A 25,646-nucleotide genomic window follows, 5' to 3' on the forward strand; every position below is an offset into this window, starting at 1 on the left:
GGGTGCAGGTTCCATGGCGGACGACGTCTTCGACGTGATCGTGATAGGCGCGGGACCGGTGGGGGAGATCGCCGCGGCACGTGCCGTACGGGGTGGTCTGACCGCGGCCGTCGTCGAAAGGCGCCTGGCCGGCGGCGAGTGCGCGTACTACGCGTGCATCCCGAGCAAGGCGCTGCTGCGGCCGGTGGGGCTGTCGGCCGAGGTGGGCCGGATGCCGGGCCTGGCCTTGCGCGGGCCGATCGACACCGCCGCGGTGCTGGCTCGCCGCGACGAGACCGTCTCCGGCTTCGACGACGGCGGCCAGGTGAGCTGGATCGAGAACGTCCCCGCGACGTTCGTCCGGGGCCACGGTCGCCTGGCGGGTCCGCTGCGTGCGGAGGTGACGACGCCGGACGGCGGCGTCCGTACGCTGGGGGCGCGCCACGCCGTCATCGTGGCGACGGGCAGCGACCCCCTGATCCCCGATGTGCCCGGCCTCCGGGAGGCGCGTCCGTGGACGAACCGGGAGGCGACCAGCGTCCAGCAGGTCCCGAAACGGCTGGTCGTGATCGGCGGCGGAGTCGTCGGCTGCGAGATGTCGCAGGCCCTGCACGCCCTCGGCGCCCAGGAGACGACCCTGCTCGTGCGGGGCGACCGGCTGCTCGGCCGGACCGAGCCCTTCGCAGGCGACCTGCTGGTGAAGTCGTTCCAGGAGTCGGGCATCGATGTGCGCTTCGGCCGCTCGCCCACCCGCGTCGAGCGGCCGACGCCGGACGATCCGGTGACCGTCCACCTCGACGACGGCTCGACGATCGAGGCCGACGAGATCCTCGTCGCCGCCGGTCGCCGGGTGAACGTGGGGGACATCGGCCTGGAGACGATCGGGCTCGAGGCGAACGGTCCGATCGCGGTCGACGCGAGCATGCGGGCGACGGGACTCCCCGACGGATGGCTTTACGCCATCGGCGACGTCAACGGCCTCAACATGCTCACGCACATGGGCAAATACCAGGCCCGGGTGTGCGGTGACGTGATCGCCGCCCGTGCCGGGGGGCTGCCCGACGACCTGCCGTCGCACCGTGACTCCGCCGACTATCGTGGTGCCCCGCAGGTCATCTTCACCGACCCCGAGGTCTGCGTGGTGGGGCGCACGGAGTCCCAGGCCCGTGCCGACGGCTTCACCGTGCGCACCGTCGAATACGACATGAGCGCGGTCGAGGGGGCCTACCTCATGGCCGAGAACTACACCGGAAGGGCGAAGATGGTCGTCGACGAGGACCGCCGCGTGCTCCTCGGCGTCACCTTCGTCGCCCCCGCGGTCGTCGACCTCCTCCACTCGGCCACCATCGCGGTGAACGCCGAGGTCCCGATCGACGTGCTGTGGCATGCCGTGCCGTCGTTCCCGACCGTGAGCGAGGTCTGGCTCAACCTCCTGGAGGGGTACGGCCTGTGATCGCGTCCCGGTCCCGGCATGTCAGGGGGTGAGCGTGCGATGCCTGACGATCAGCGGATGGAGGTGTCCCCGGGCGTGCGAGTGGCGCGGGTGTACGACGGACCCGGGCCGGACGACGGCGCACGGGTGCTCGTGGACCGGCTGTGGCCGCGCGGACTGGCCAAGGACGCCGCCGCTCTCGACGACTGGTGCAAGCAGATCGCGCCGTCCACGGAACTGCGCATCTGGTACGGACATGATCCCGCCCGCTTCGACGAATTCGTCAGCAGATACCGCGACGAGCTCGGCGAGCCTGAGCGGGCGGCCGCGCTGGCCGAGCTCACCGAGCGCAGCCGCCGGGGGACGCTGACGCTGTTGACCGCGGTCAAGGCGCTCGACGTCAGTCACGCGGTGGTGCTGGCCCGGCTGATCTCCGCCCGGGCGGCATGACGGCGAACGGCCCGGCATCACGGGACCCGCCGCGCGGCATGACGGTGACCCGCCGCGCGGCATGACGGCGACTCGCCGGGCCAGGCCGCCGGTCAGAACCCGGGGAAGACCCGGCGCAGGTCGTCCAGGGTGACCGCGTCTCCGGTGATCTCCACGTCGACCGGGGTGTGCTCCGGAGCGTGACGGCCCGAGACCAGGCGCAGCCACCACTCCGCGGGGGCGGTCAGGACGGCGTCAGGCTCGGACGGAACGTCGACGAGGGCCACGGCCTCCCGGATGTCGAGGCCGAAGGACCGCTCCGGAGCGGTGACGTGCACGGCGACGGTCGCGTGGCGGCCGCCGAGCCCTTCCGGCTTGCCGAGGAAGCCGACGAAGGCGTCGCCGCCGGTGATCAGCAGCTCGAGGGCCTCCGGGTCCAGCGTCGCCGCCGGGTCGAACGCCACCTTGACGTCCCAGGTGTGGTGGGCGAACTCACTGAGCCGCATGCCTGCGAACCCGGCGACGTCCACGGGCGGGGCCGGGAACCAGAGCTCGACCTGCAGGTCTTCCCTGGTCTTCGGGTCCAGGCCCTCGAAGCGGCGCACCAGCGCCTCGTTCGCGGTGACGACCTCCTCGGCCCGCTGGGCGCGGGACATGGCGTCCCACCGCGCCCACACGCCCTGGATGAACTCGAAGTTCGGAGATCCGGTGCCCTGCAACGCTCCCTCGAGGGCGGCGAGGCTGATCTCCGCGCCGCTGCCCAGGTGGCTCAGCACCTGGGAGACGTCCCATTCCGCGGCTCCGGACTGACGGGCGAGGTCGTCGGCGCCGAAGCCGGCGACCAGCGCGGCGAGCTCGTCGAGCTCGGAGCGCAGGACCTTGATCGTCTGATCCGCTCGGTCGGTCATCGTGGTCTCCATTTGATCGGTCTGTCCAACGGCATCACAAGTGCGCGGACCACGATAACGGAGGTTCCTCCGTATCTGCGGTGCGCAGTCGGCGGAAAGGTGAACGGAATCGTCCCGCGGCGGACACGGTACATATCGATATTCGATCGTAGAATCCGTGGCATCGATATTCGATATGCCGGGAGGCATCATGCCCGCCGCTCACCGGCCCTACGCCGGCCCCCGTCTCATCCGGTTCCTCGCGGCCGCGACGGTCGTGATCGGTGCCGCCTCCGCGTTCTGGGGCGTGGCGTATGCGATCAACGGAGCCACTCAGGCCCCGGCCTACGTCACCGTTCCCGTCGCCTACAAGCACCCGCTGGACCATCCCGAGCCCGCGGTCGGGCTCACCGGGCCTCGGCTGCCGGAAGGCGTACGGCTGCGACCGGCCGCCGGTGAACTGGACCTGACCGCCTGGGACTCGACCGTCCTGGAGCAGTTGCTCGCGCGCGGGGGCGTCGCGGTCACCGGGGTGTGCCTGGGCGTCGCCGCCGTGCTGGTGCGGCGGGTGCTGCTGTCGGTCGTCGAAGGTGAGCCGTTCCGCGCGGGCAACCCCGCACGCATCGCCGGCCTCGCGGGCCTGGTGGCGTTCGCCGGGGTGGCCGGGGCCGTGCTTGCGCACATCTCGGCGTCCTCGGTCCTGGGGCGACTCGATCTCGCCGGGTCCTTCGTGACAGGGGTGTCGATCCCGCTCGAACCCGTTCTCGTGGCCCTGCTCCTCCTCGTTCTCGCCGAGGCGTTCCGCCACGGGGGCGAGCTCGCCGAAGACGTCGTGGGAACGGTCTGAATGGACAAGGGGCACCACGAGGTGACGTGCCATCTCGACCGGCTCCTCGCGGAACGGAGGATGACGCTGGCCGAACTCGCCGACCGCGTGGGGGTGACGGTGGTCAACCTGTCCATCCTCAAGAACGGCAGGGCGAGGGCGATCCGGTTCTCCACCTTGACCGCCATCTGCCAGGTTCTCGGGTGTCAGCCCGGCGACCTGCTCACGGTCGAGGGGCCGCGTTAGCGCTTGACGGCCCGCAGCACGACGAACTTCGGGTCGCTCGCGGCGACCTCGCAGTTGCCGAAGAGCCGGCGGAGTTTCGCGTGGTAGCCGAGGTGCCGGTTGCCGACCACCCACAACTCCCCGCCTCGGCGCAGCGCTGCCCGTGAACCGTTGAACATGCGCCAGGCCGTCGCGTCGGTCGTCGCCCGATGCGTGTGGAACGGCGGATTGTTCAGCACCAGGTCCACCGACCCGGCAGGGACGCCCGCCATGCCGTCGCCCGCCAGGAACTCCATCGGTGCGTCGAGGTTGGCCCGGCACGTGGCCTCCGCGGACGCCAGCGCCTGGTAGGACTCGTCGACGAAGACCACCTCCGCCTCTCCGTTGTCCAGCGCCGCCGACATCCCGAGCACCCCGTTGCCGCAGCCCAGATCCACGACGCGCTCCCGGCCGCTGCGATGCGGGAGGTTCCGCAGGAAGAAGCGGGTGCCGACGTCGAGGCGGTCGGCGCAGAAGATGCCCGCGTGGTTGACGACCGTCAGGCCCGAGGCCGGTCCGATCCCCGTGGGCAGGGCGTAGCTTCGCGGCCACGGGTCGGCGTCCCTGGCGAGCAGCGGATCAGGGGAGCAGAAGATGAGCCGGGCCTTCTTCGCCGCCAGCGATGTCCTGGTCGGCCCGAGGATCCGCTCGAACAGCCGCAACGTCGACGTGTGGATCTCGGTGACCATTCCCGCGCCGACGACGACCGTGCCCGCGTGGACGTGGGGTGCGAGGCGGTGCAACTGGTCCTCCAGGAGCGCGAGGCTCTTGGGCACCCGGATCAGCAGCACGTCGATCCGGTCCGGGGGAGTGTCCCGGGTCGTCAGGAGCCGTACCGCGTCCGCGTCGACGCCGTTGCGCCCCAGGTTCGCCCGGGTCGCCTCCTGGGTGAGGAAGGAGTCGGCGACCTGCGTGGGGCGGTGATCGGCGAGCGCGGTCACCAGGGCGCCCCACCGGTCGCCCAGGACGACCACGGTGCCCGACAGGTCGGCGGGCTCGCCGTCGATCCCGTCGAGGTGCCGCAGCAGGTATTCGTCGGCGGCGTCCCACGCGCGCAGCGGGTCGCGGGGATCCTCGGGGAAGCGGGCGAGTTCGAGTTCGCCCCTCGACGTCGTCAAACGGTTCATCGCGCCTCAGGCTAGCGAGTCATGCGAGGTGCCCGGACAATCCCCGCGTCCGGTCGCCGCCCCGCCACCGGGAACCGTCACGGAACAGAGCGGAGCACTAGGATTTTGTCCTGGTATGCGAATTCGGGGAGATCGGCAGCCCGCCCTGGCGCGGGGGATCGTCACCGTCGTGCTGGCCGGATTCGCGGGCGTCTACGTCCTTGCCGGATCACCACTGGCGATCGTGGTGCTCGGGCTCCAACTCGTCTACGTGTTCCCCGGCCTGCGGAAGTCGCGGGGGTGGTGGCTGCTCGCCGTACAGGCTGTGGTCGTCTCCACCGCGACACTCGGTTTCGGCACCTCCGTCGGGATCGCCGGCTTCCTGGGCGGGTCCCTGCTGCTCACCTCGTGGTGGCCGCTCGCCGTGCCGGTCGCGGTCGGCGCCGTGCTGATCGGGCCGGCCGATTCGGCGATCAGCATGGTGCTGATCAGTCTGGTGATCTACGGCCTGACCAGGCTCACCGAGCGGGTCGACGAGGTGCACGCCGCGCGGACGGCCCTGGCGATGGCCGCGGTCGCGGAGGAGCGGTTGCGGATCTCCGCCGAGCTCAGCCAGGGCCTGGGCAACGGGCTCGTTGAGATCACCAAGGGCGTGCGGCTGGCTCTCGCGGACCCGGGCCGCGCGGGAGAGACGCTCGGCGAGGTCACGAGTGCCGCTCGCGCCTTCCTCGCCGACGCAAGGAACGCCGCCGCGAGCTACCGCGCGACGTCGCTGGCGCCAGAGGTCGCCACCGCCCGCACGATGCTGGCGGCCGCGGGGGTGACGACGGACGTGCGCGCCGGCGACGTCGAGCCGGTGGGCCCCACGGGGGCACTGCTCGCCACCGTGCTGCGCGAGGCCGTCACCGAGATCCTGCGGCGGGCCGTGGCGCGCACCTGCTCGATCGAGGTCGTGTCCGCAGGAGGGACGGTACGGCTCCGCGTCGTCAGCGACGACGCCAGGACCGCCGAGGACGAGGGCTTCGGCGACCTGCCCGCCCGGATCGCCGCTGCGGGCGGCACCTTGTCCACGGGGCTCACCCCCGAGGGCCGGCTGGTCGTCGAGGCCGTGGTCCCCGAGGTCCGGCGGCCGGTGGAGGCCGTTGAGGAGCGGGGAGCCTACGTGCTCTCCGTCGCCCTGCTGGCCACGGTGCTGGTGGGTTTCTCGGTCAAGGCGCTGCTCCTCGTCCCGGGCGTCGAGATCGTCGCCGCGGCCGTCTGCCTCGCGGTCATCGTCGTCATGCAGCTCAGGTCGGTCGACGGGCGCCACATGGTGGCGCTGGCGCTGATGGCACTGCTCACCTACCTGCCGATCCTCGCGTTCGGCCGCGCGTGGCTCGGCGTGGCCGGGTTCCTCGCGGGTCCCCTGCTGCTCGTCTTCCCGTGGGCGGTGGCCTGGCCGCTGGTCGCGTGCGTGATGGCGAGCACCGCGTTGATCGCGGTACGGCTCGGCCTGCCGCTCGAGGTGACGCTCAACTACACCGTGAGCACGCTGGTGACCGGTCTCGTCGTCTACGGCCTGATCCGGCTGGCCCGGCAGGTGAGGGAACTGCAGGACCTACGGCGGGAGCTCGCTCGTGCGGCGGTCGTCGAGGAACGCCTGCGCGCCGCCCGCGACCTGCACGACCTGCTCGGGCACAGCCTCGCCGCGATCCTGCTCAAATGCGAGCTGGCCCGTCGCCTGGACCCTGTGCGGGCCCGAGCCGAGTTGGAGGACGTGCTGGTCATGGCGGTGCGGGCCGAGGCGGACATGCGGGCCGTGTCGGGCGAGGCGCAGGGGATGTCCCTGGACGCGGAGGCTCGGTCGGCTCGGTCGGTGTTGTCCGCCGCGGGCATCGAGACCGAGGTCGACCTCGTGGAGCAGGAGCTTCCCGCCGAGGTGGAGTACGTGCTCGGCGTGGTGCTGCGCGAGGCGGTGACCAACGTGCTCAGGCACAGCACCGCCGATTTCTGCCGGATCTCGACCACGCCGGCCGATGGGGGGATGCGGCTCCGGGTCCGCAACGACGGGGCGCGTCCGGCCGCCCGCGGACGAGGCTCGTCCGGGATCGGCAACCTGACCGTCCGCCTCGCCGCCCTGGGGGGAACGCTCACGGCCGGAGCGGATGACGGCTGGTTCGAACTCGACGCCTGGGCTCCCGTGTCACCGTCATACGTGGGCGGTCCTGTGCCCGCCGGCGGGCCGGGCTAGATCCAGCCGGCCTCGGTCGCGATGCGGACCGCGTCCGTGCGGTTGCGGGCGTTGAGCTTGCCGACGATCGTGGTGAGGTAGTTGCGCACCGTTCCCGCGCTGAGGAAGAGCCGCCCGGCGATCTCGGTCGCCTCCGCGCCCTCGGCCACCAGGCGGAGCACGTCCGCCTCGCGCGGGGTAAGCGGGTTGTCGGCCAGGTCCCACGCGGTGAGCGCCAGCGACGGATCGAGTACGCGCCGGCCGGCCGCGACCTCGCGGATCGCCTCCACCAGGCGCTCGGGGGGCGCGGTCTTGAGCAGGAAGCCGTCCACCTGCGCGTTGAGCGCCCTGCGCAGATGCCCCGGCTTGCCGTACCCGGTCAGCATGAGGACCCGGCAACCGGGCAGCTTCGCGCGGAGCTCGGCCGCGGCGGCCAGGCCGTCCAGGGTGCCGGGCATGTCGATGTCGAGCACCGCGACGTCGGGACGGTGCACCAGGGCCGCGGGGACGACGGCGTCGCCCGACTCGACCGAATGGACGACCTCCAGGTCGGGTTCGAGACCGAGCAACGCGACCAGCGCTCCCCTGATGATGTGCTGATCCTCCGCCAGAAGCACATGAATCACAGGGGAATGTCTACCAGTGTCCGATTCATGATGACGTCATGGTTGATCGGTGATCGCGTCCCTGGTTCGTCCTTCCACAGGTCAGCAGGGTGGAAGCCATGACAGACGTGGTTTCTTTGGACGCGGTGAGCAAGGTCTACGGCAAGGGACAGGGCGCCGTGGCCGCTCTGCGAGAGGTGTCGGCGGGCTTCCCCGCAGGCAGTTTCACGGCGGTGATGGGCCCCTCCGGGTCGGGCAAGAGCACGCTCCTGCACTGCGCCGCCGGGCTGGACACGCCCACCTCCGGATCCGTACGGCTCGGCGGCACAGAGCTCGCCGGCATGAACGAGACGCGGCTGACCGAGCTGCGCAGGCGTCGTGTCGGCTTCGTGTTCCAGGCGTTCAACCTGGTCTCGTCGCTGACAGTGCTCGAGAACATCACGCTTCCCCTGCGGCTGGCCGGGGTCGCGGTCGACCGGGCGTGGCTGAAGGAGATCGTCGAACGGGTGGGGCTCGCCGGCCGCGCCGGTCACCGCCCGGCGCAACTGTCGGGCGGGCAGCAGCAGCGCGTGGCCATCGCCCGTGCGCTGGTCACCAGGCCGGAGGTGGTGTTCGGTGACGAGCCGACCGGCGCGCTCGACACCATGACCGCCCGTGACGTGCTCGCACTGCTGCGTCAGGTCGTGGACGGGATGGGCCAGACGGTCGTCATGGTGACGCACGACCCGGTGGCGGCGTCGTACGCGGACACGGTCCTGTTCCTGGCCGACGGCCGCATCGTGGACGAGATGACGGACCCGACCTCGGAGAAGGTCGCCGAGCGGATGACCCGGCTGGGAGCGTGGAACTGATGATCGGATTCGCTCTCAGGACCCTGCGGCACCGCAAGGCCGGGTTCGCGGGCTCGTTCGTCGCCCTGCTGTTCGCCGCCATGCTGGTCTGCGCCTGCGGGATGTTGCTGGAGACCGGGTTGCGCGGCGGCGTCGCCCCCGAGCGCTACGCGGGGACGCCGGTGATCGTGGCGGGCGACCAGTTCGTCCGGCAGACGATCCAGAAGTCCGGCGGCAAGTCGAAGACCAAGGCCAAGCCGCTGGCCGGGCACGCGTGGCTACCCGCGTCGCTCGCCACGTCGCTGGGCGAGGTCGCCGGCGTCACCAAGGTGATCAGTGAGGTGACCTTCCCCGTTTACGTCGGGAACGGCCGGGCGAGTGGGCACGGGTGGGAGTCGGCGGGGCTCACGCCGTTCACGCTACGTGCCGGGCGCGCCCCGGCGGCCGCCGACGAGGTGGTCGTGGACGCCCGCTCCGGCCTCTCCGTGGGCGCCCGGCTGGACGCGGTGACCGCCGCGGGGGCGCGGACCTACCGGGTGACCGGTGTCACCGCACAGTCCCTGCCCAGCCAGGACACGCTCTTCTTCAGCACCGCCGAGGCGCGCCGCCTGGCCGGCAGGCCGGGCCAGGTCAGCGCCATCGGGATCTTCTCGCGAGGGGAGGTCTCCGCCGTGCCGGCGAACGCGTCGGCCGTGCTCAAGACCGCCAGGGCCTTCGCCCACACGGGTGACGACCGTGGCGCCATCGAGTTCCCCGACGCGGAGCAGGCGCGGGTGCGGCTGATCAGTCTCGGCGGAGCCCTGGGCGGCACGTCGCTGCTGGTCGCCGTCCTCGTCGTCGTGGGCACCTTCGCCCTGTCCATCCAGCAGCGCGAGAGGGAGATCGCCCTGCTGCGGGCCGTCGCCGCCACGCCTCGCCAGGTGCGCCGGATGCTCGGCGGCGAGGCCCTCCTGGTCGCCGCCGTCGCCGGGTCGGCCGGTTCCGTCGCGGGCATCGGGCTGGGCTTCTGGCTGCGTGACAGGTTCGTCGCGCTGGGCGCGATGCCCGAGCACCTGCGGCTGGTGGTCAGCCCGTTCCCCACGTTGGCGGCGCTGCTGGCCACGATGCTGGCCGCCTGGGCGGCGGCCCGGCTCTCGGCCCGCCGGGCCGCCAGGATCCGCCCGGTGGAGGCGCTCGGTGAGGCGGCCCTGCCGGGGACCAGGCCGTCCTGGGGGCGGATGATCGCCGGTCTGGTCTGTGTGGGCGGCGGCGTGGCGCTGACCATCGTGTTGTCGGCGTTGTCGGTGGAGGCCGCGTCGAGTCCAGTGACCCTGCTCACCGCACTGGTCTGGACGACCGCCGTGGCGCTGCTCGGCCCGGTCATCGCCCGTGCCGCGATCGCTCTGCTCGGGGTGCCGTTGCGGCTGTCCGGGGTCGGGGGCCACCTGGCCGCCGCGAACCTCCGCACCGGGTCCAGGCGGGTGGCGTCCGTCATCACGCCGCTCAGTCTGCTGGTGGCGATGACCGGCACGATCCTGTTCGTCCAGACCACGATGGGGCACGCCGCCGAGCGGGAGGCCGCAGCCGGGGGCCGCGCCGACTACGTCCTCGGCCCCCACCTGCCGGGCGCCGCCGCGCAGGCACTGCGCGAGACGCCCGGTGTGCTTGCGGTCACCGAGGTGCTGCGCACGTCGGTGCGGGTCGGCCTGGAGAAGTACGGCGCACAGGCGGTCACCCCGGAAGGGCTGGACCGGACCGTCGACCTGGGTGTGGTGGCGGGCTCGCTCAGGGATCTCGGCCAGGACGGCGTAGCGGTGAGCGAGACCGCGGCCGCCCGTCTGGGCGTCGCGGTGGGCGGGCGGATCCACCTCGCCCTGGGCGACGGCACGCCCGTGGCGCCGACCGTCGTGGCGATCTACGCCCGGGGTCTGGGATACGGAGACCTCACGCTCGCCCACGCGCTGGTCGCGCCGCACGTGGACGACGCGCTCGGCACCCTGCTCGTCTCAGCACCCACGCTCCCGCGGGCCGCGATCATCGCGGCCGTTCCGGGGGCCGCCGTGCTCGACCAGGCTCAGGCGGCGGACGCGGCCGCGCCCAACGCCGAGGTCAACTACGTGGCCATGGGCCTGATCATCGCGTTCACCGCGATCGCCGTGGTCAACACCCTGGCGATGTCGACGTCGGACAGAGCGCGTGAGCTCGCGCTGCTCCGCCTGGTCGGAACCACCCGGCGCCAGGTGCTCCGGATGCTGAGGCTGGAGACGCTCATGGCGGTCGTGGTCGCCGTGGCGCTCGGGACCGGGATCTCACTGGTCACGCTGTCGGCGTTCAGTTCGGGCATGACCGGGTCGGCCGTGCCGTACGTTCCGCCGTTCACCTACCTGGCGGTGGTCGCCGTCGCGGCGATCCTGGCGCTGGCCGCCACCGCGATCCCGGCGAGGCTCGTCCTCCGGCAGCGGCCCGCGGACGCGATCGGCGCACGTCAGTGACCGGACCGAAAATCTTTTTTGGAGTTGTTTGTAACACTTAGGGGTCTCGGCCCACTTCCTCCTGTCGGAACAAATACCGGGACGAAGGGGGCAGGCGGTGACGGACGATTCTCAACGGTTCACCACCATCTATGACGAGTGCCGCCAGCGAGTATGGGCCTACGTGGTCAGCCAAGCGGGCCGGCAAGTCGCGGACGAGGTGGTGAGCGAGACGTTCGCGATCGCCTGGCGGCGGTTCGACGACGTGCCCGATCCCGCTCTGCCGTGGCTGCTCGGCGTCGCCCGCAACGTGCTGCGTGACAACATCCGCGCCGAGATCAGGCGCGAGTCGCTCGCCGCCGAGCTGCGGGCCTGGACCGAAGAGGACCACGCCGAGCTGGTGGCCGAACGACTGGCCGTCGTCAACGCGCTGGCCGCCTTGACCCAGGAGGAGCGGGAGCTCCTGATTCTCGTGGCCTGGCAGGGGCTCACCCCCCGCGACGCGGCACGTGTCATCGGCTGTTCACCGGCGGCGTTTCGCGTGCGCCTGCACCGTGCCCGCAAGCGGCTGGTCCAGGCGATGAAGACGGCCCCGGTGGCCCGTTCCCAGTCCCGAGTGCGCAATCTCAGTGAGGAGTGGTCATGAACCCGATGGATCAGCTGCGGTCGGCGCGCCCGGCTCACCTCGACACCCCGGTGGACGAGGGAACGAGGGCCGCCGAGCTCACCCACGCAATGGCGCAGTTCAGGCAGACCAAGCCTGCCCGCGCCCGGAAGATCGCCAAGCCCGTGTGGGGACTCGGCCTGGCCGGCGTCGCCGCGGCGACCGCCGTCGCGGTCGGGGTCACCGCGACCGGTGGAACGACCTCGGCGCCGAGCGCGCCGGCCGTCGCCCAGGGCACGAAGCCCGCCGCCGTCAAGCTTTCCGCCAAGCAGGTCCTTCTCGTCGCGGCCGAGTCGTCGCTGAAGGCCAAGGCGGGCAGCGGCGCGTACTGGCACATCGAGAGCCAGAGCGGCGACGCCCAGCTGGTGGGCACCAAGGTTCACTACACGGTGAACAGCCTGGGCCGCAGCGACACGTGGTTCGCCCGTTCGGCGAAGGTCGACAGCTGGTGGGTCTCGCAGAACCTGGGCACCAAGCCCGCCCCCGGCGATGAGGCCGCCTGGAAGCAGGACGGCTCACCGACCACGTGGTCGGTGAAGGTGGCGAAGAGGGGCGCCACCGGCAAGCTGTTGATCGACTCCAAGGCCGGCAAGCCCTTCGGCAACACGATCAACGTCGGTGACAAGATCGTCGACCTGGCCGGGAAGAACGTGTCGTTCGCCGAGCTCCAGAAGCTGCCCACGACCGCGGCCGCGCTGAAGGCGCGTCTGATGCAGGGGTACGCCGGTCACGGCACCGAGTCCGACGAGCCGCAGGACGCGGACGCCTGGCTCTTCCAGGTGACCGCCGGCGTGCTGAGCGACATGCCGGTGAAGCCGGCGGTCCGGGCCGCGGCCTACCAGGTGCTCGCCGGCCTGGGCGACGTGCGCTCGCTGGGCGAGGTGACCGACGCCCTCGGCCGCAAGGGTCAGGGCATCAGCCGGTCGGAGAGCTGGCCCAACGGTCAGTACGAGCGGCAGCTCATCGTCGACCCGCAGACCGGCGTTCTGCTGACCGACCAGATCGTGGCCGTCCACCCCGGCGGCCAGTGGGCCGGTCTGAAGCCGGGCACCGTCGTCAACTACAACGCGATCACCAAGGCCGCGTGGACGGACGAGAAGCCCGTCAAGCCGTAACAGGTCCGAGGCAGGCTCCCGGCTCGTGAAGCGGGGGCGATCAGACGGGGTGAACTCCTCTGACAGGGGCCCCACCGGATGTTCGTGACGTCATCCGGTGGGGAGAGGAACGGGGGTCACCCGAGATCTCGAACGCGGTCCGGCCGGCGAATCAGAGCTCGCCCCTCTGAATCGCCGTCCCGGACCGCGTTCGAACCCTTTCCGGAGCAGGCCGGCCGCGCATGCCGAACAGGAAGCGGGTCGGTCGGGTGCGGCGGACCAGCAGGTCGTATGCGGCGACGGTCAGGATGAGCGAGGCTCCGACGATCGCGAGGTACTTGACCCCGATCGGCGCGTCCCAGCGGACCACGCCGTACGCGACGGCGACGACGATCGGCTGGTGCAGGATGTACAGCGGCAACACCGCGGCGGCCAGGTAACCGTACAACCGCTTCCCCACACCGCCCCGCGAACCCGAGCCGGCGTCCGACGTGACCTCCGGGCCGGCCCGGCGTGCCGACCGGCGGCGGTCGAGAAGGCCGAGGATGGCGACCAGGCAGCACCACCCAGCCGCGCCGTACAGGACGCGGACGCCGATCGCGAACGCGGTCATGTCGGTGAAGGGGTCCGCGCCCGGGTCGCCGGCCACGATCAGGAAGCCCGGCATGCCGATCGCGAGCAGGACGAGGGCGCACCCCAGGGCGATGATCGCGTCGCGGCGCATCGCCGTACGGAACCTCTCGTCCGAGGCGAGCACGAAGCCGTACAGGAAGAACAGCAGGTAGGCCCAGCGGCTCCAGCCGGCGAACGCCTCCTCCATGCCGTGGAGGGCGGTGATCAGCGCGATCGGCACGGCGGGCAGCAGCACCACGGCGCCGCGCCGCTGTGCCGTCACCGCGAGACGCTCGCGGATCCGGCGGCCGAGGTCGCGGGGAAGCCGGCGGACCAGCAGGACCAGCAGGGCCAGCAGAAGCGCGTACGCGAGCAGCATCACGACGAACCACAGGTGCCCGGACTCGAAATGCTCGCCCTGCAGGATGAAGGGGAACTCGGACAGATCGAGGCGGACGGCCAGGAAGCGCGGCAGGAACTCCAGGTAGGACTCGTGGTACGCGGGATCGGCCCGCAGCCGGATCCACGGAGCCACCGGCAGCAGCGCCAGGGTCGCGAAGACGAGGGGCACACCGAGCCGGAGCAGCCGTTCCCCGGCGAACCCGCCGGCGCCGCGGCGGCGCAGCGAGAACCACGAGCCGAGGCCGGCGATGAGGAACAACGCCGGCATCGCCCACACCACGCAGAAACCGGCCACGATCGTGGTCGCGTCGGTCGTCTCCGCGTTCTTCACGTAGAAGTCGTCGCGGGAGTCGAAGACCAGCCCGGAATGGAAGAACACCAGGCCGAGCACGACCAGCGCTCGGATCGCGTCCAGTTCGGGCCGTCGCTCGGGCCTGGTCGCCTGTGATGGATCGATGGGCGTTGCCGTCATCCCGCCTCCGCCGCCGTCCGTGACAGGCCCCAGTCTGTGGTCTCCCGGCGCCCGCGCCAAGTCCTGGCCAGGCGCCGGGCGGCGGGGACGCGGAGGGGAACGTCCCCGCCTGCGGCGGGTCAGCGCATGCCGACGACCCTCTCGGGCTCGATGACGAAGATCACCCGCACCTGGTCACGGCCTCCGTACCAGGGGTAGGGCGTGCCGAGGTACTTCTTGGCGAGCGCGTCGATGTGCTCCGCCGCTCCGTCGGTGGTGACCTCGAGGACCCGGCCGCGCACCTGGACGTAGCGGGTGGGGTCGCCCGGGTCGGAGACGGTCAGGGCCACCCGTGGGTCCCGCTCGATGTTCCGTGTCTTCACGTGGGTCTGCACGCTGTTGATGAGCACGTGCTCGCCGTCGGTGTCGACCCACGTCTGCGTCAGCTGCGGTGAACCGTCGGCCATCGAGGTGGCGAGATAGCAGAGGCTCGGCCTGCGCAGCAGTTCGAGCAGTTCTTCACTGAGTTTCACGTCACAGTTTTACGGCATGAGCCTGGAGGGGCGGAATCGAGGTCCGGGCGTGTCGATCAGGGCTCGAGGAGCCTCTTGAGCGCGTCGAGTCGCTTGCGGACGAGCCGGATTCGTCCCTATGCCGGCGCCGGTAATGACCGGCGCAGGACGTCACTTCTCGCTTCGTAGCGGTCTGCCTGCCGCGGATGTTCCGCGGCCGTCACCGGCGCCGTCCCGTGGTGCCGGTGTCATCACACCGTGCTGACACGAGGAGAAATCGTGGATTCCCCATCGTCCTTCGAGCCCCTGACGGCGTGGCACACCGTGGTTCGCGACGGCCTGCCCGTGGCGTTAATCGATTGGACCCTCGCCGGGCCGGTCGACCGTCTGGACGAGGTCGTGGCCTGCGCGTGGTGGCACGCGCAACTGCACGGCGACACCGTCGCGGAGCGCAACGACCTGCCTGACGGGGCGACTCGTGCCGGGCAGCTGAGGCTGTTCCTCGACGGCTACGAACTGCCCGCCGCGGATCGGGACGGGCTCGTCGATCGGATGATCGAGTTCGCCATCCGGGACGGAGCGCCGGTCCTCGCCGCCCTCCACAGTGCGCCGCTCGGCGAGACCTACACCGCGGCACTGGGCGGCGGCGCCTTCCGCGACGGGGTCCCGGTCGCACCTTCGGCCAAGTCCGACATCGGGGTGACGCTCGTGGCCACGAGCCACCCGCCCTTCGTCGGACGGCAGCCGGACGCGGTCACGGGAGCCGTCCGGGCCATGGCCCTGCTCCTGCCCGTCGTCGGAGCCGTCCGCAACTTCGGGCCGACGTCCTGGCAGGTGGCCGACGTGGCAGCGGGACGGATCGACGCCCTCTGGCAGTACGGCCGCGACGGCGGCAACCTGCTGGCCCCCTCCCTCGTCGCCCGCGAGGCAGGAGTGGTCGTCACCGACGTCGCAGGCGAGCCTTGGCGGCCGGATTCGGACAGCTTTCTCGCCGCGCCGCCCGCTCTGCACGCGCGACTACTCGATCTGCTGTCCGCCGAGCCTGCGGCGGCTTAACGGCCGACTGGGGGCATCACCTCGAGGTCCTCGCGGTTCACGGCGCGACCGCAGTGATGGCAGACGTGGTCGACCTCCAGCCGGTGCCCGCAGTCGTGCCGGAGGACCAGCGCGGGTCGCTCCACGGCCCACTTGTCGCCCCACTGCCTCAGCGCGAGCAGCACGGGAAGCAGGTCTCGGCCGGCCTCGGTGAGGTGGTACTCGAACCGCGGGGGGTGCTCGCTGTACTGCCGCCGCTCGACGACTCCGGCGGCTTCGAGCTTGCGCAGCCGGTCGGCGAGGATGTCGCGCGACACACCGGTGAAGCCGGCGATCTGCGCGAAGCGGTGCACGCCGTACCCCATCTCCCGGATCGCCAGCAGGGACCACCGTTCGCCCAGGATCTCGAGCGAGGCGGCGAGCGAGCAGGGCCGTACCTTGACCGGCTGGTCCGCCATGACGGACAGCCCAACGTTGTTCTCCATATGCCTCCCAGCCTAGTCGGTTGTCTTTCACTACACGCTACTGTTAGCGTCATCCGGTCAGTTGGAAGTCACAACTCACTCGATCGGGAGACGTATGTCCATCTCAGAGCCGGCCGCCGCCGGCCAGGCGGAGCGAGGCGCGCCTGGCGCGCCGGGTGCGCCTGACCCGTCCACGGCCGGACGGCGTGCGCTGTGGGTGCTGATGCTCGGGAGTCTCGGCGCTTTCGTGGTGTTCCTCGACACCACCATCGTCAACGTCGCCTTCGAGACGATCAGCCGGAGCTTCCACACCACGACCGGCCATCTGGCCTGGGTGCTGAACGCCTACAGCCTGGTCTTCGCGGCGATGCTGATCCCGGCGGGACGGGTGGCCGACCGATACGGCAGGAAGCGGGTGTTCCTGATCGGGCTGGCCGGGTTCGCCGTGACGAGTGCGTTGTGCGGCGCGGCGCCGGAGACCGGCGTGCTGATCGCCGGCCGGGCGCTGCAGGCGGTCTTCGCGGCTCTGATCGTGCCGACCTCGCTGGCCCTGATCCTTCCCGAGTTCTCGGCCGCGAGGCGCCACGTCGCGGTCGGCACGTGGGGGGCGATGGGAGCGGCGGCGGCCACCTGCGGTCCAACTCTCGGCGCCCTGCTCACCGAGTACGCCTCGTGGCGGTGGATCTTCCTGGTCAACGTCCCGATCTGCGCGGTGGTCGTCGGCTTCGGCGTGCGTCTGCTGCGGGAATCCCGCGACCAGCACGCCGACGGACTCCCCGACCCCCTCGGCGTCGTGCTCGTCGCCGCCGTTCCCGCGCTGCTGAGCTTCGCCATCATCGAGGGGCCGGCCTGGGGCTGGTCGGACCCCTGGGTGATCGGTGGGTTCGTCCTGGCCGCGGTGCTGCTGCCCGCATTCCTGTGGCGTTCGTCGGCCGCCGCTCAACCGGTGATGGACCTCGCCCTGTTCAGGGTCAGGCAGTTCCGCCTGGCCAACGCCGCCACCCTGCTGTTCGCGATCGCGTTCTACGGGCTGATGCTCGGCAACATCATCTTCCTGCAGACCGTGTGGCACTACTCAGTGCTGACGGCCGCGCTCGCGAGCACTCCCGGCCCCCTGGTGGTCACCCTGGTCGCCCGTCCCGCGAGCAGGCTGGCGGCCCGGATCGGGTACCGTCCCGTCCTGCTCGCGGGAGCCGTCTGCTGGGCGGCAGGCTCGGTGGCCTACGCGCTCATGGTCGGCTCGGCGCCGCACTGGGCCACCCACTGGCTCCCCTGGAACCTGCTCGTCGGGCTCGGCATCGGCCTGACCCTTCCCGTCCAGTCCAGTGCGGCCGTCGAGTCGCTGCCACCGGCCCACTACGCCATCGGCTCGGCCGTCTCCTCGAGTTTCAGGCAGTTGGGCGCCGTGCTCGGCATCAGCGTCTTCGTCGCGGTGCTGGGAGCGCCCGCGCCTGGTACGGCACTGGACGCCTTCCACCGCACATGGTGGGTCTTCGCGGCGATCGGCCTGGCCAGCGGCGTCGTCCTGTTCGTGCCGCGCCTCCGCCGCGGCACGCCCACGCCGGCCTGAGTATGAGGAGCGGGGTCAGGCCGACGCGTCAAGGATCGGGATCAACTGTTCCTCCTCATAGGTCAGGTGGAGTTCGAGTTCGTCGGTGAGCCGTTCGACCTGGGGGAGCACGAGGAGGGGATCCGCCCCCTCGGCCGAGACGACCTTCCGCAACTCGTCGACGAGCGCCGCGATCGTCCGGTGCTCCCGGCCCAGCCGGTCCAGAGTCGGGGCGAGTTCGGGGCGACTGTCCCCGAGGGCAGAGAACATGCCGCGGTCCTCATAGGTGTGGTGGAGATGCAGTCCGTTGCAGACGGTCAGGCAGTTCACCCGGAGTTGGGCGCCCAGACCGGGACCCGACTCGGCGATCTCCTTGCGGATCAGAGTGAGCTCCCGCCGGAACGCGTCGTGGATCATCTTGAGGGCCGCGCCCAGGGACGCCGCTCGTGGCGGTCCACCCGTGACCGCGCGGAGAGCGACCACGGGGATCACCCGCGCCGTCCTGGCCTGATAGGCGGCCCATCCGGGGTCGGCCTCGACCGCGCGGGCGAAGGCGTGGTCTCGCTCGTCGCCCTCCAGTACGACGGCCTCCGCGTCGTAGGTGAAGGTGCCGTCCTCGACCTGGACGTGGGGGTCGGCCAGCAGATTGTGGAACCAGTCCGGATGATTCGGCCCGCCGCCGGCCGAGGCGATGACCAGGACCCGTTCGCCGCCGTCGGGAAGGTAGCCGACCGGCGTCGTGTGCGGGGCGCCGGATCGCGCTCCGGTGGTGGTCAGCAGGAGCAGGCGGGCTCCTTCGAAGGGACCGCCGACCCGCCCGTCGTTGGCGCGGAACTCCTCGATGATCTGCCGGTTGAAATCGTTCGGCATTGTTTTTTCTACTCCATGATTGTTCGGGTGGCACGGATTTTCGGGCATGGCGAAGAATCGTCCGGCGTGCCGGACGAAATGTGCACAGGACGGCCGCGACCATGATTCGGGAATGGCGAAAGGCGGGGCCGGTTCGTGAATGTCCAAGATGTGCCGACCGGCGGAAAGAAGCGCGTGGAAACGTCACACGAAACGCACGGATACGGCGGATGAAAAGCAAAGGCGGGCCTCTCGCCCGCCAGGCGCTCACGCCGTGGCCGGGTGCCCCACTCGCTCTTGGCCCATGGCCGACCCGGCAGTCACGATCATCACAGTAATGCCATCGCGGTGCCGAGGCAATCCGCATTCACCCGTCCGGCGCGATGAGAGTCGATTGCCAGGGGCGATTCAGTGCCGGAAACGCGGCCGCTGATTCCCCCCTCGGCCCGATACTGCTCGCCGACGCCGCGTTCCCGCCGCCGATAACGGCTCGGTCTCGTGGAGGGCCTACGCGCGCCTCGCTGGGTAGGTGGCCGTCATGACTCTCATATGGGAACAAGTAGTGATCGACGCGGCCGACCCGGTACGGCTCGGGCAGTGGTGGACCAAGGCGCTCGGCTGGACCGTCGTCAACGACGCCGAGGATGAGTACGAGATCCGGATGGCTCCCGACATCCTGCCCGGCATCATCTTCGTCTCGGTCGGCGATGAGAAGAAGGTGAAGGACCGCCTCCATCTCGACTTCCGTCCGGACGACCAGGAGGCCGAGGTCAGCCGCCTTCTGGCGCTGGGCGCCAGCCACGCCGACGTGGGTCAGGGCGCCTCGTCGTGGGTGGTGCTCGCCGATCCGGAAGGCAACGAATTCTGCGTGCTCGCCTCCCGGAAGTGACACAGGAGACCCGCGGACTCCGCAGAAACGCCGAGAGTCCCGCACCTCCCGGCGGAGGTGCGGGGCGTGCGCGCGCATAGGCCAGAGTTGGCACCCCGGGTTCTGTGATGTTTCTAACGTCACATACCATGGAATGCATATAGCGTCCGGGGCATGCACGGCACGCGCTACGACATCGAGCTCGAGTCCGAAGTCAAGGACTGGCTCGGCTCTCTGTCGCTTGAGGACTACCGACGCGTGATGTTCTATGCCGACCTGCTAGCAGATAACGCCGAAACGCTGGCCGAGCCGTACACGCGGCACTTGGGAGGAAAACTTCGGGAACTACGCGAATATCAGGTGCATCCCTCCCTGATATCGGCGAAGACTCGGCGACCCTCCGTGCCTAGATCGCCCACCAGCGATCGAAAAAATTGGACCGAGCATGACCCACTCCCAGTTCCGCATCACAGATGAAGATCGGAACAGCCCGGAATATCAAGAGGCCAAGCGCGCGTACGAACTCGCTGAGCTCGTACGGCATAGACGCCTGGAGCTGCGCTTGTCTCAGGCAGACCTTGCGGCCCGAGCGGGAATGACTCAGCCCCAGCTCTCCCGACTGGAGGCCGGCGGTGTCTCGCCTACCTTCAAACTGCTGGACCGGCTGGCCCGCGCTCTGGAAACCGAGCTTATTGTTTCGTTCAAAGCGATCGGGTAAGTCGCTGGTCAAGCGAATACCTGACGCAGGAAGCGCCCCGCATCTCTAGGAGATGCGGGGCGTTCGCCACTGCGCGTCGGCCGGGTCAGCCGCCTCCTGGCGCTGGGCACCTCCCGGAGGTGACCACACGGGATCCGGTGATTCCGTGACGTCAGCCGCTCGGCTCGCCATCCGCGGTGGTCGACAGGAAGGGGGGAACTGAGCCGCTCCAGCCCGGGACGTCGAGGCCGTTGAGCGCCTCCACGATCCGTTTCTCCTCGTAGACGAAGTGCGACTCCAGCAGGGCGGACAGGCCGTCCAGCTCGGCTCGCACGCGCCCGGCCTCGGCGGGATCGGCGGCGTCGACGCCGCCGATCAGTTCCTCCAGCCTGCGCAGGATGTCGGCCACCACCTGGTGGTCGTGCCGCAGCTCGTCGAGGACGGGGCGCAGTTCTGGAAAACGCTCCGCGAGAACGGGGAACGCCCCCTCGTCCTCGCCCTCGTGGTGCCGGCTCAGCGCCGAGCAGAAGGTCAGGCAGTGGGCCCGCAGCTCCCGAGGCCGTTCGGAGTGACCGTCGAGGTGGGAGTCGACGTCTTCGCGGAGCCGGGCGAGCTCCTCGCGGAGCCAGAGGTGCACGCCGATCAACTGATTGCCGAACGCCCTGACACGGTCGTCCGGCTCTATGGGTGATTCCATGGGCTTCCCATGGTCCGGCGCCTCCATGCCCTCGGCGGTCTCTTCACCGGGTGCACCGCGACGCTGACGAGAACCTCATCACCCGTCCCGCGGAGCCGTCAAGCCCGGCGCCGACGTCGACGCACTTGGTGTGGACGACGGAGACCTGAAGAGCCGGGACTAACGATCCGGCATCGACCTGTGGCGGTGAGTCATCCCCGTCACCGCACCGGTCGTCTTCTCGTGCGACACAGTCAGCCACCGGAGGCCCTCATGCCCCGATACCTCGCACGCGCCGCGCTCGTCGCCGCGTTGGCCCTCGCCACCGCCTGCGGAGCGACGACGGAACCCGCCTCGCTCTCAGCACTCTCCTCGGACTCGGCGACGCCCACGCCGGAGACGACGACCGCCGAGGCCGCCGCGCAGCCCACAGACGCGTCCGCCACGCCCACCCCGTCGGCCACTCCCTCGGCCACCCCGTCCGTCACCCCGCCGGTGAGCAAGAAGACGGCTCCGAAGCCGCAGGTGACGAAGAAGCCGGTCAGAAAGCCGGTGCCGAAGCCGACGAGGAAGCCGGTACCCAAGCCCGCCAAGAAGCCGCCGGCCGTGCGAGCCGGCGTCCATCCCGGCGCGTTCTGCTCGCCGGAAGGCGCCTACGGCACGACGAGCAAGGGCACGCCGATGCGCTGCACCTCGCGCGGCCGGGACCAGGCCCGCTGGCGCAGCGCCTGAGGTCCCCCCGCGCCGGAGCGGGCCGTGGCGGTGCCGGCCGTCATTCGGAGCGGCGAGGCGACAACTCCTCGAGCCCGTTGAGGAGACGGTCGACATCCGAACGGTCGTTGTAGTGGACGAGCCCGGCGCGTACGGCCGAGCCGGACTCGCGGATGCCGAGAGCCTTGGTGAGCTCCCACGCGTAGCAGTGGCCGTCCCAGACGTTGACCTGCTGGGCCGCGAGGTGCTCGGCTACCTGCTGCGGCGAGTGCCCGGTCACCCTGAAGTAGGCGGTGGCCGTACGACGGGCGGGTGAGCCGACGAGGTCAACGTAGGGCAGGGACGACAGCCCCTTGAGCAGGTAGGCGAGCTCGGCCTGTTCGTGGGCCTCGACCGCCGTCATCGAGGTGAGCAGTCGTGCGCGCCGGTCGCCCGTCGCCTCGGAGTCCAGGCCGGCGAGGTGGTCGACGGCGGCCGCGACCCCGGCCAGGTCCGCGAACGGCGGCGTCCCCGTCTCGAACCGGTCCGGCACCTCGTCCGAGGAGGAGGCGAGCTTGTCGGGCGAGAGCCGTTCCAGCAGCTCAGGCCGGGCGATGACGGTTCCGATGTGCGGGCCCGACCACTTGTACGCGCTGGTCGCGTAGAAATCCGCGCCGAGCGCGACCATGTCGATCGGGGTGTGCGGGGTGGCGTGGACGCCGTCGACGTAGGCGAGGGCCCCCACCGCGTGCGCCCGGTCGGTGATCCGCCGGACGTCGGGCATGGTCCCCAGCACGTTGCTCGCCGCGCTGACGGCCACGAGCCGCGTGCGCTCGTTCACGAGTTCGTCGTACTGGCCGGCGGGCAACTCGCCGCTCGGCACCTCGACGGTCGCCCACCGGATGCGGGCGCCGGCGCGGGTCGCCGCCTGCACCCACGGCCTGACGTTCGCGTCGTGGTCGAGCTGGGAGACCACGATCTCGTCTTCCGGCCCCCAGTCCTTCGCCAGGGCGTAGGCGAACCGGTAGGTCAAGGTGGTCATGTTGGGGCCGAAGACCACGCCGCCCGGGTCGCCACCCACGAGGTCGGCGACGGCCTGGCGGGCCTTCGAGACGATCTCGTCGGACCTGGCGCTGGCCGGGAAGGCCCCATGCGTGTTGCCGATGCCATGGGCGTACGCGGCGCCGATGGCATCGATCACCGGCTGGGGCACCTGGGTGCCCGCGGCCGCGTCCAGCCAGGCATATCCGTCAGAAAGGGCGGGATAGAGAGCACGAATGCGTGAAATGTCGAGGCTCATGTCTCCTGAGTCTCGCTCTCACCCCCGCCGAAGGGAAGGGCGGGGCCGGGCCGCGGCGTCTTCGCCGACGTGGCGGACCATGTCTGGTCTGGCGCCTTTCCCGGACGTCCGAGGGACGGGGCGAATACGCGGCATTCGCACCTGTTAGTCTCCCGCACGTGAGTGGACGAGCAGTGCTGGTCACCGGGGCGTCGCGGGGAATCGGACGGGCGGTCGCGACGGCGTTCGCGGCCGAGGGCGATCGCGTCGCCATCCACCATCGGTCCTCGCCGGACCTCGCCGAAGGCCTGCACGCCGAGCTGCCCGGACAGGGCCACGTGGTCGTCCAGGCCGACATCGCCGACCCCGCCGCGGTACGCCGCATGGTCGACGAGGCCGCCGACGCGCTGGGCGGGCTCGACGTCGTGGTCAACAACGCGGGCGTCTTCTTCCACCATGCGATAACCGAGGTCTCCTACGAGGAGTGGCAGACCGCGTGGCACGACACCCTCGACATCAATCTCCTGGGCGCGGCCAACGTCGCATGGTGTGCCGTGCAGCACATGACCCGTGGCGGCAGGATCGTCAACGTCTCCTCGCGCGGCGCCTTCCGCGGTGAGCCGGACAGCCCCGCCTACGGCGCGAGCAAGGCCGGCATGAACGCCATGGGCCAGTCGCTCGCGATCGCCCTGGCTCCGCACGGCATCACCGTGGGCACCGTGGCGCCGGGCTTCGTCGAGACCGACATGACGAACGAGCACCTCAAAGCGCCGCGAGGCGACGCCATCCGGGCACAGAGCCCGTTCGGACGGGTCGCGATGCCCGAGGAGATCGCCGCCGCCGTCGTGTACCTGGCCTCGCCCGCGGCCGAGTGGGCCAGCGGCACGATCATCGACTTGAACGGCGCGTCCTACCTGCGCAGCTAGGTCCCCTGGCACCGCCTTCGCCCGACGTGGTCCGTACACGCTGGGTGGGTGTCCGCAGGCGGGCGGCTCACGGGCGACTGCGACGTTTCACGGGATTCGCCGCCGCGACACGCCTGCCTATGGTCGATGACCTGCGGCCCCACGGCGAATGAATAGTGTCGCGGAGAGTGGTCGCCCCACTACCTGGCGGCCCCGGACAGATGGGCAGGGCATGTGATGAGCGATCTCGAGAAGCGGATCAGTGCGTACGGCCACGCCGAGACGGTGCGGCGGCTGGAACAGGAGATCGGGAGCCGCGGTGCGACGATCTACGGACGTGTCGATCACGCCGCCAACGCGGTCTCCGCGGGGATGCGGATGCCGCCGACCGTGGTGCTGATCTTCGGCAACCCGCGGGGCGGCACGCTGATCATGCAGAGCGCCCCGGCGGCCGCCTACGACCTGCCCCTGAGGGTCCTGGTCCGTGAGGCCGGTCCGGAGGTGCTGGTCGAGTACCGGCGGCCGGAACTGCTCGCCGCCGCCTTCGGGCTGACCGCCGAGGCGGTCGCACCGCTGCACGTGATCGATGAGATCGTCCTCGCGGCGACCGCACCGCCTTCGCCTGAGGGCCGGGACTGAGCGGAGCCGCCGGGATTCGCCGTGCCCGCACGAACGGCCTGAGCGCGGATCCTGACCGAAGTCGCGACCCCCTGTGGGGCGGCCAGGGGGAGGCGGGTTGAATACAGAAGTGGCAGGTAGCCGACACGCCGTGACAGGGAGACGGTGATGATCCGAATCGACCCACCCGTCCCGATCATGAGCGACGCGGCCAAGAGAGAGCGCGCCGAGACGCTCCTCGGCTGACCGGTGTCGTGAACGAGACCCACCCGTTCCAGTCGCTCGATCTCGATCAGAGCGCCTACGCGGACCGTACATTCTGCAGCTGGTACGAGGCCGGCTGGCGGTCGATCCTGCTACGGCGCTTCGACGATCATCCCGTCGCCGACGACGTCTATCTCCCCCCCACGGACGACCAGCATCTCGTCCTCGTCACCGCGGGCGAATCCACGATCGAGTCGTTCGGGGTGGGCGGCCGGCGCCGAGCCCAGTACGTCCCGGGGCAGATCGGGCTCACTCCGCCGGGCGTGCCGACCCGGTTGCGATGGCGGTCGGACGTCTCCCCGCGAACACTCCACCTTCACCTGCCCGCCCGCCTGATGGCCCGCGCCGGGCGGGAGTTGTGGGGGAGCGAGGAGGCCGCGTCGAGCCGGCTGGACGCGCTGGCGCTCACCGATCCCGTCGTCGAGCAGGTCATGCTGGCTCTGGACGCCGCGGCCGCTGCGGCCATGGACGACCTCTACGCCGAGTCCGCCGCGCACTTCCTCGCCGTCCACTTGCTGACCCGGCACTGCGGGATGCCCGTCCCGCGATCGTCCCGGCATGAGGACGCCCGGATACGGCAGGCCATCGAGATCATGCGGGACGGCCTGCACCTGCCGCTGACCTTGACCGACATCGCGAGCCAGGTCTGGCTGAGCACCTTCCACTTCGTGCGGGTCTTCAAGGCGACCACGGGGGAGACCCCGCATCGCTATCTCACCCGGCTGCGTATCCAGGCGGCGTGCCGGCAACTGGCTCGTGGAACCCGCTCGATCAGTGAGATCGCCCAGATCTGCGGGTTCAGCAGCCCCTCGCACCTGTCCGCGGTCTTCACCCGGGAGATGGGGATGTCGCCCTCGGCATACCGTCGCTGCGCCCAGGGACGGGACCCGGGCCTCCACGGGCGGGACGACTGAACGGAGGAGCGCGCGATGACCGCAATTGTTCGACGGTCCGGCGGCAATCCTACGAATGCGCCAGATGGCGGCCTCTGCCTAGCGTT

Annotated in this window: 27 protein-coding genes; 18 read left to right on the forward strand and 9 right to left on the reverse strand. The window is 70.7% G+C overall.

Annotation, left to right across the window (positions count from 1 at the left end; all coding sequences use genetic code 11):
• Nucleotides 1-13 precede the first annotated feature (13 nt).
• Together Psi02_RS26365 and Psi02_RS26370 are read left to right on the forward strand one after the other, a co-directional pair.
• Complete coding sequence (locus Psi02_RS26365; protein ID WP_203978352.1) at nt 14-1,432, forward strand: dihydrolipoyl dehydrogenase family protein; 1,419 nt, start codon at nt 14-16, stop codon at nt 1,430-1,432.
• Between the two features lie 39 nt (nt 1,433-1,471).
• Complete coding sequence (locus tag Psi02_RS26370; protein WP_239095168.1) at nt 1,472-1,861, forward strand: DUF488 domain-containing protein; 390 nt, start codon at nt 1,472-1,474, stop codon at nt 1,859-1,861.
• A 92-nt stretch (nt 1,862-1,953) separates the two neighbouring features.
• Here the strand turns inward: Psi02_RS26370 and Psi02_RS26375 are convergent, their stop codons facing one another.
• Entirely contained in the window at nt 1,954-2,748 is a 795-nt protein-coding gene (locus tag Psi02_RS26375; protein ID WP_203978353.1) for a maleylpyruvate isomerase family mycothiol-dependent enzyme, read from the reverse strand.
• Between the two features lie 190 nt (nt 2,749-2,938).
• Between Psi02_RS26375 and Psi02_RS26380 the strand changes: the two genes are divergently transcribed.
• Nucleotides 2,939-3,574, forward strand: a complete 636-nt coding sequence (locus Psi02_RS26380) for a DUF2975 domain-containing protein (protein ID WP_203978354.1) — start codon at nt 2,939-2,941, stop codon at nt 3,572-3,574.
• Entirely contained in the window at nt 3,575-3,799 is a 225-nt protein-coding gene (locus tag Psi02_RS26385) for a helix-turn-helix domain-containing protein (RefSeq protein ID WP_203978355.1), read from the forward strand. It abuts the gene before it with no gap.
• Here the strand turns inward: Psi02_RS26385 and Psi02_RS26390 are convergent.
• On the reverse strand, nt 3,796-4,944 hold the full coding sequence (locus tag Psi02_RS26390) for a methyltransferase (RefSeq protein ID WP_203978356.1): 1,149 nt from the start codon (nt 4,942-4,944) through the stop codon (nt 3,796-3,798). The two genes, Psi02_RS26385 and Psi02_RS26390, sit on opposite strands and share 4 nt — an antisense overlap.
• A 115-nt stretch (nt 4,945-5,059) precedes the next feature.
• On the opposite strand from Psi02_RS26390, the gene Psi02_RS26395 reads away from it, so the two are divergent.
• Nucleotides 5,060-7,153: a sensor histidine kinase gene (locus Psi02_RS26395; protein WP_203978357.1), complete on the forward strand. Its 2,094-nt coding sequence runs from the start codon at nt 5,060-5,062 to the stop codon at nt 7,151-7,153.
• Here the strand turns inward: Psi02_RS26395 and Psi02_RS26400 are convergent.
• Nucleotides 7,150-7,758, reverse strand: coding sequence for a response regulator transcription factor (locus Psi02_RS26400; protein ID WP_203978358.1), 609 nt, complete (start codon nt 7,756-7,758; stop codon nt 7,150-7,152). The genes Psi02_RS26395 and Psi02_RS26400 overlap by 4 nt on opposite strands.
• Nucleotides 7,759-7,856: 98 nt before the next feature.
• Between Psi02_RS26400 and Psi02_RS26405 the strand changes: the two genes are divergently transcribed.
• The 4 genes from Psi02_RS26405 (at nt 7,857) to Psi02_RS26420 (ending at nt 12,796) form a co-directional block, all read left to right on the forward strand.
• Nucleotides 7,857-8,588 (forward strand): ABC transporter ATP-binding protein, encoded by a 732-nt coding sequence (locus Psi02_RS26405; protein ID WP_203978359.1) that lies wholly within the window; start codon nt 7,857-7,859, stop codon nt 8,586-8,588.
• Nucleotides 8,588-11,038, forward strand: coding sequence for an ABC transporter permease (locus Psi02_RS26410; protein WP_203978360.1), 2,451 nt, complete (start codon nt 8,588-8,590; stop codon nt 11,036-11,038). The genes Psi02_RS26405 and Psi02_RS26410 overlap by 1 nt, the downstream gene beginning before the upstream one ends.
• Before the next feature lie 97 nt (nt 11,039-11,135).
• Nucleotides 11,136-11,663, forward strand: a complete 528-nt coding sequence (locus tag Psi02_RS26415; protein WP_239095169.1) for an RNA polymerase sigma factor — start codon at nt 11,136-11,138, stop codon at nt 11,661-11,663.
• Entirely contained in the window at nt 11,660-12,796 is a 1,137-nt protein-coding gene (locus Psi02_RS26420) for a CU044_5270 family protein (protein ID WP_203978361.1), read from the forward strand. Before Psi02_RS26415 ends, Psi02_RS26420 begins: the two co-directional genes overlap by 4 nt.
• Nucleotides 12,797-12,947: 151 nt before the next feature.
• Here Psi02_RS26420 and Psi02_RS26425 read toward each other — a convergent pair whose 3' ends face one another.
• Nucleotides 12,948-14,261 carry an acyltransferase family protein gene (locus Psi02_RS26425; protein ID WP_203978362.1) on the reverse strand — a complete coding sequence of 438 codons (1,314 nt, stop codon included), beginning with the start codon at nt 14,259-14,261 and terminating at the stop codon, nt 12,948-12,950.
• Nucleotides 14,262-14,380: 119 nt separating this feature from the next.
• Nucleotides 14,381-14,773, reverse strand: a complete 393-nt coding sequence (locus Psi02_RS26430; RefSeq protein ID WP_203978363.1) for a PPOX class F420-dependent oxidoreductase — start codon at nt 14,771-14,773, stop codon at nt 14,381-14,383.
• Between the two features lie 258 nt (nt 14,774-15,031).
• Between Psi02_RS26430 and Psi02_RS26435 the strand changes: the two genes are divergently transcribed.
• Nucleotides 15,032-15,808 (forward strand): inositol monophosphatase family protein, encoded by a 777-nt coding sequence (locus Psi02_RS26435; RefSeq protein ID WP_203978364.1) that lies wholly within the window; start codon nt 15,032-15,034, stop codon nt 15,806-15,808.
• Here the strand turns inward: Psi02_RS26435 and Psi02_RS26440 are convergent.
• The gene (locus Psi02_RS26440) at nt 15,805-16,272 is read right to left on the reverse strand and encodes a winged helix-turn-helix transcriptional regulator (protein ID WP_239095170.1); all 468 of its coding nucleotides are present in this window, start codon (nt 16,270-16,272) and stop codon (nt 15,805-15,807) included. The two genes, Psi02_RS26435 and Psi02_RS26440, sit on opposite strands and share 4 nt — an antisense overlap.
• A 94-nt stretch (nt 16,273-16,366) precedes the next feature.
• Here Psi02_RS26440 and Psi02_RS26445 point away from each other — a divergent pair, with 94 nt between their 5' ends.
• A complete protein-coding gene (locus tag Psi02_RS26445; protein ID WP_203978365.1) occupies nt 16,367-17,821 on the forward strand; it encodes an MFS transporter in 1,455 nt (484 codons plus the stop codon).
• Between the two features lie 15 nt (nt 17,822-17,836).
• Here Psi02_RS26445 and Psi02_RS26450 read toward each other — a convergent pair whose 3' ends face one another.
• Nucleotides 17,837-18,670 (reverse strand): nitroreductase/quinone reductase family protein, encoded by an 834-nt coding sequence (locus Psi02_RS26450; RefSeq protein ID WP_203978366.1) that lies wholly within the window; start codon nt 18,668-18,670, stop codon nt 17,837-17,839.
• A gap of 517 nt (nt 18,671-19,187) precedes the next feature.
• Here Psi02_RS26450 and Psi02_RS26455 point away from each other — a divergent pair.
• From Psi02_RS26455 to Psi02_RS26465, 3 genes are all read left to right on the forward strand, one after another.
• Nucleotides 19,188-19,538, forward strand: coding sequence for a VOC family protein (locus tag Psi02_RS26455; protein WP_203978367.1), 351 nt, complete (start codon nt 19,188-19,190; stop codon nt 19,536-19,538).
• Nucleotides 19,539-19,691: 153 nt separating this feature from the next.
• A complete protein-coding gene (locus tag Psi02_RS26460; protein WP_203978368.1) occupies nt 19,692-19,994 on the forward strand; it encodes a type II toxin-antitoxin system RelE/ParE family toxin in 303 nt (100 codons plus the stop codon).
• Nucleotides 19,963-20,235: a helix-turn-helix domain-containing protein gene (locus Psi02_RS26465; protein WP_203978369.1), complete on the forward strand. Its 273-nt coding sequence runs from the start codon at nt 19,963-19,965 to the stop codon at nt 20,233-20,235. Before Psi02_RS26460 ends, Psi02_RS26465 begins: the two co-directional genes overlap by 32 nt.
• 151 nt (nt 20,236-20,386) lie before the next feature.
• Here Psi02_RS26465 and Psi02_RS26470 read toward each other — a convergent pair whose 3' ends face one another.
• Complete coding sequence (locus Psi02_RS26470; protein ID WP_203978370.1) at nt 20,387-20,911, reverse strand: hemerythrin domain-containing protein; 525 nt, start codon at nt 20,909-20,911, stop codon at nt 20,387-20,389.
• 252 nt (nt 20,912-21,163) lie between these two features.
• Here Psi02_RS26470 and Psi02_RS40800 point away from each other — a divergent pair, with 252 nt between their 5' ends.
• The gene (locus Psi02_RS40800) at nt 21,164-21,622 is read left to right on the forward strand and encodes a hypothetical protein (RefSeq protein WP_203978371.1); all 459 of its coding nucleotides are present in this window, start codon (nt 21,164-21,166) and stop codon (nt 21,620-21,622) included.
• Nucleotides 21,623-21,662: 40 nt separating this feature from the next.
• On the opposite strand, the gene Psi02_RS26480 is transcribed toward Psi02_RS40800, so the two are convergent.
• On the reverse strand, nt 21,663-22,880 hold the full coding sequence (locus Psi02_RS26480) for a cysteine desulfurase-like protein (RefSeq protein WP_203978372.1): 1,218 nt from the start codon (nt 22,878-22,880) through the stop codon (nt 21,663-21,665).
• A 158-nt stretch (nt 22,881-23,038) separates the two neighbouring features.
• Here Psi02_RS26480 and Psi02_RS26485 point away from each other — a divergent pair, with 158 nt between their 5' ends.
• The 3 genes from Psi02_RS26485 (at nt 23,039) to Psi02_RS26495 (ending at nt 25,560) form a co-directional block, all read left to right on the forward strand.
• Nucleotides 23,039-23,785: an SDR family NAD(P)-dependent oxidoreductase gene (locus Psi02_RS26485; protein ID WP_239095171.1), complete on the forward strand. Its 747-nt coding sequence runs from the start codon at nt 23,039-23,041 to the stop codon at nt 23,783-23,785.
• Between the two features lie 216 nt (nt 23,786-24,001).
• Nucleotides 24,002-24,403: a DUF302 domain-containing protein gene (locus Psi02_RS26490; protein ID WP_203978373.1), complete on the forward strand. Its 402-nt coding sequence runs from the start codon at nt 24,002-24,004 to the stop codon at nt 24,401-24,403.
• A gap of 233 nt (nt 24,404-24,636) precedes the next feature.
• The gene (locus tag Psi02_RS26495; RefSeq protein WP_203978374.1) at nt 24,637-25,560 is read left to right on the forward strand and encodes an AraC family transcriptional regulator; all 924 of its coding nucleotides are present in this window, start codon (nt 24,637-24,639) and stop codon (nt 25,558-25,560) included.
• Nucleotides 25,561-25,646: the final 86 nt, after the last annotated feature.

The organism is Planotetraspora silvatica (genome assembly GCF_016863315.1).
Taxonomy (GTDB): Bacteria; Actinomycetota; Actinomycetes; order Streptosporangiales; family Streptosporangiaceae; genus Planotetraspora; species Planotetraspora silvatica.

Bases quoted from the DNA above. Each gene is read 5' to 3' on its own strand.
- Psi02_RS26365 (WP_203978352.1), top strand. From the start codon at position 14: ATGGCGGACGACGTCTTCGACGTGATCGTGATAGGCGCGGGACCGGTG.
- Psi02_RS26370 (WP_239095168.1), top strand. From the start codon at position 1,472: ATGCCTGACGATCAGCGGATGGAGGTGTCCCCGGGCGTGCGAGTGGCG.
- Psi02_RS26375 (WP_203978353.1), bottom strand. From the start codon at position 2,748: ATGACCGACCGAGCGGATCAGACGATCAAGGTCCTGCGCTCCGAGCTC.
- Psi02_RS26380 (WP_203978354.1), top strand. From the start codon at position 2,939: ATGCCCGCCGCTCACCGGCCCTACGCCGGCCCCCGTCTCATCCGGTTC.
- Psi02_RS26385 (WP_203978355.1), top strand. From the start codon at position 3,575: ATGGACAAGGGGCACCACGAGGTGACGTGCCATCTCGACCGGCTCCTC.
- Psi02_RS26390 (WP_203978356.1), bottom strand. From the start codon at position 4,944: ATGAACCGTTTGACGACGTCGAGGGGCGAACTCGAACTCGCCCGCTTC.
- Psi02_RS26395 (WP_203978357.1), top strand. From the start codon at position 5,060: ATGCGAATTCGGGGAGATCGGCAGCCCGCCCTGGCGCGGGGGATCGTC.
- Psi02_RS26405 (WP_203978359.1), top strand. From the start codon at position 7,857: ATGACAGACGTGGTTTCTTTGGACGCGGTGAGCAAGGTCTACGGCAAG.
- Psi02_RS26410 (WP_203978360.1), top strand. From the start codon at position 8,588: ATGATCGGATTCGCTCTCAGGACCCTGCGGCACCGCAAGGCCGGGTTC.
- Psi02_RS26420 (WP_203978361.1), top strand. From the start codon at position 11,660: ATGAACCCGATGGATCAGCTGCGGTCGGCGCGCCCGGCTCACCTCGAC.
- Psi02_RS26425 (WP_203978362.1), bottom strand. From the start codon at position 14,261: ATGACGGCAACGCCCATCGATCCATCACAGGCGACCAGGCCCGAGCGA.
- Psi02_RS26440 (WP_239095170.1), bottom strand. From the start codon at position 16,272: ATGGAGAACAACGTTGGGCTGTCCGTCATGGCGGACCAGCCGGTCAAG.
- Psi02_RS26445 (WP_203978365.1), top strand. From the start codon at position 16,367: ATGTCCATCTCAGAGCCGGCCGCCGCCGGCCAGGCGGAGCGAGGCGCG.
- Psi02_RS26450 (WP_203978366.1), bottom strand. From the start codon at position 18,670: ATGCCGAACGATTTCAACCGGCAGATCATCGAGGAGTTCCGCGCCAAC.
- Psi02_RS26455 (WP_203978367.1), top strand. From the start codon at position 19,188: ATGACTCTCATATGGGAACAAGTAGTGATCGACGCGGCCGACCCGGTA.
- Psi02_RS26460 (WP_203978368.1), top strand. From the start codon at position 19,692: ATGCACGGCACGCGCTACGACATCGAGCTCGAGTCCGAAGTCAAGGAC.
- Psi02_RS26465 (WP_203978369.1), top strand. From the start codon at position 19,963: ATGACCCACTCCCAGTTCCGCATCACAGATGAAGATCGGAACAGCCCG.
- Psi02_RS26470 (WP_203978370.1), bottom strand. From the start codon at position 20,911: ATGGAATCACCCATAGAGCCGGACGACCGTGTCAGGGCGTTCGGCAAT.
- Psi02_RS40800 (WP_203978371.1), top strand. From the start codon at position 21,164: ATGCCCCGATACCTCGCACGCGCCGCGCTCGTCGCCGCGTTGGCCCTC.
- Psi02_RS26480 (WP_203978372.1), bottom strand. From the start codon at position 22,880: ATGAGCCTCGACATTTCACGCATTCGTGCTCTCTATCCCGCCCTTTCT.
- Psi02_RS26490 (WP_203978373.1), top strand. From the start codon at position 24,002: ATGAGCGATCTCGAGAAGCGGATCAGTGCGTACGGCCACGCCGAGACG.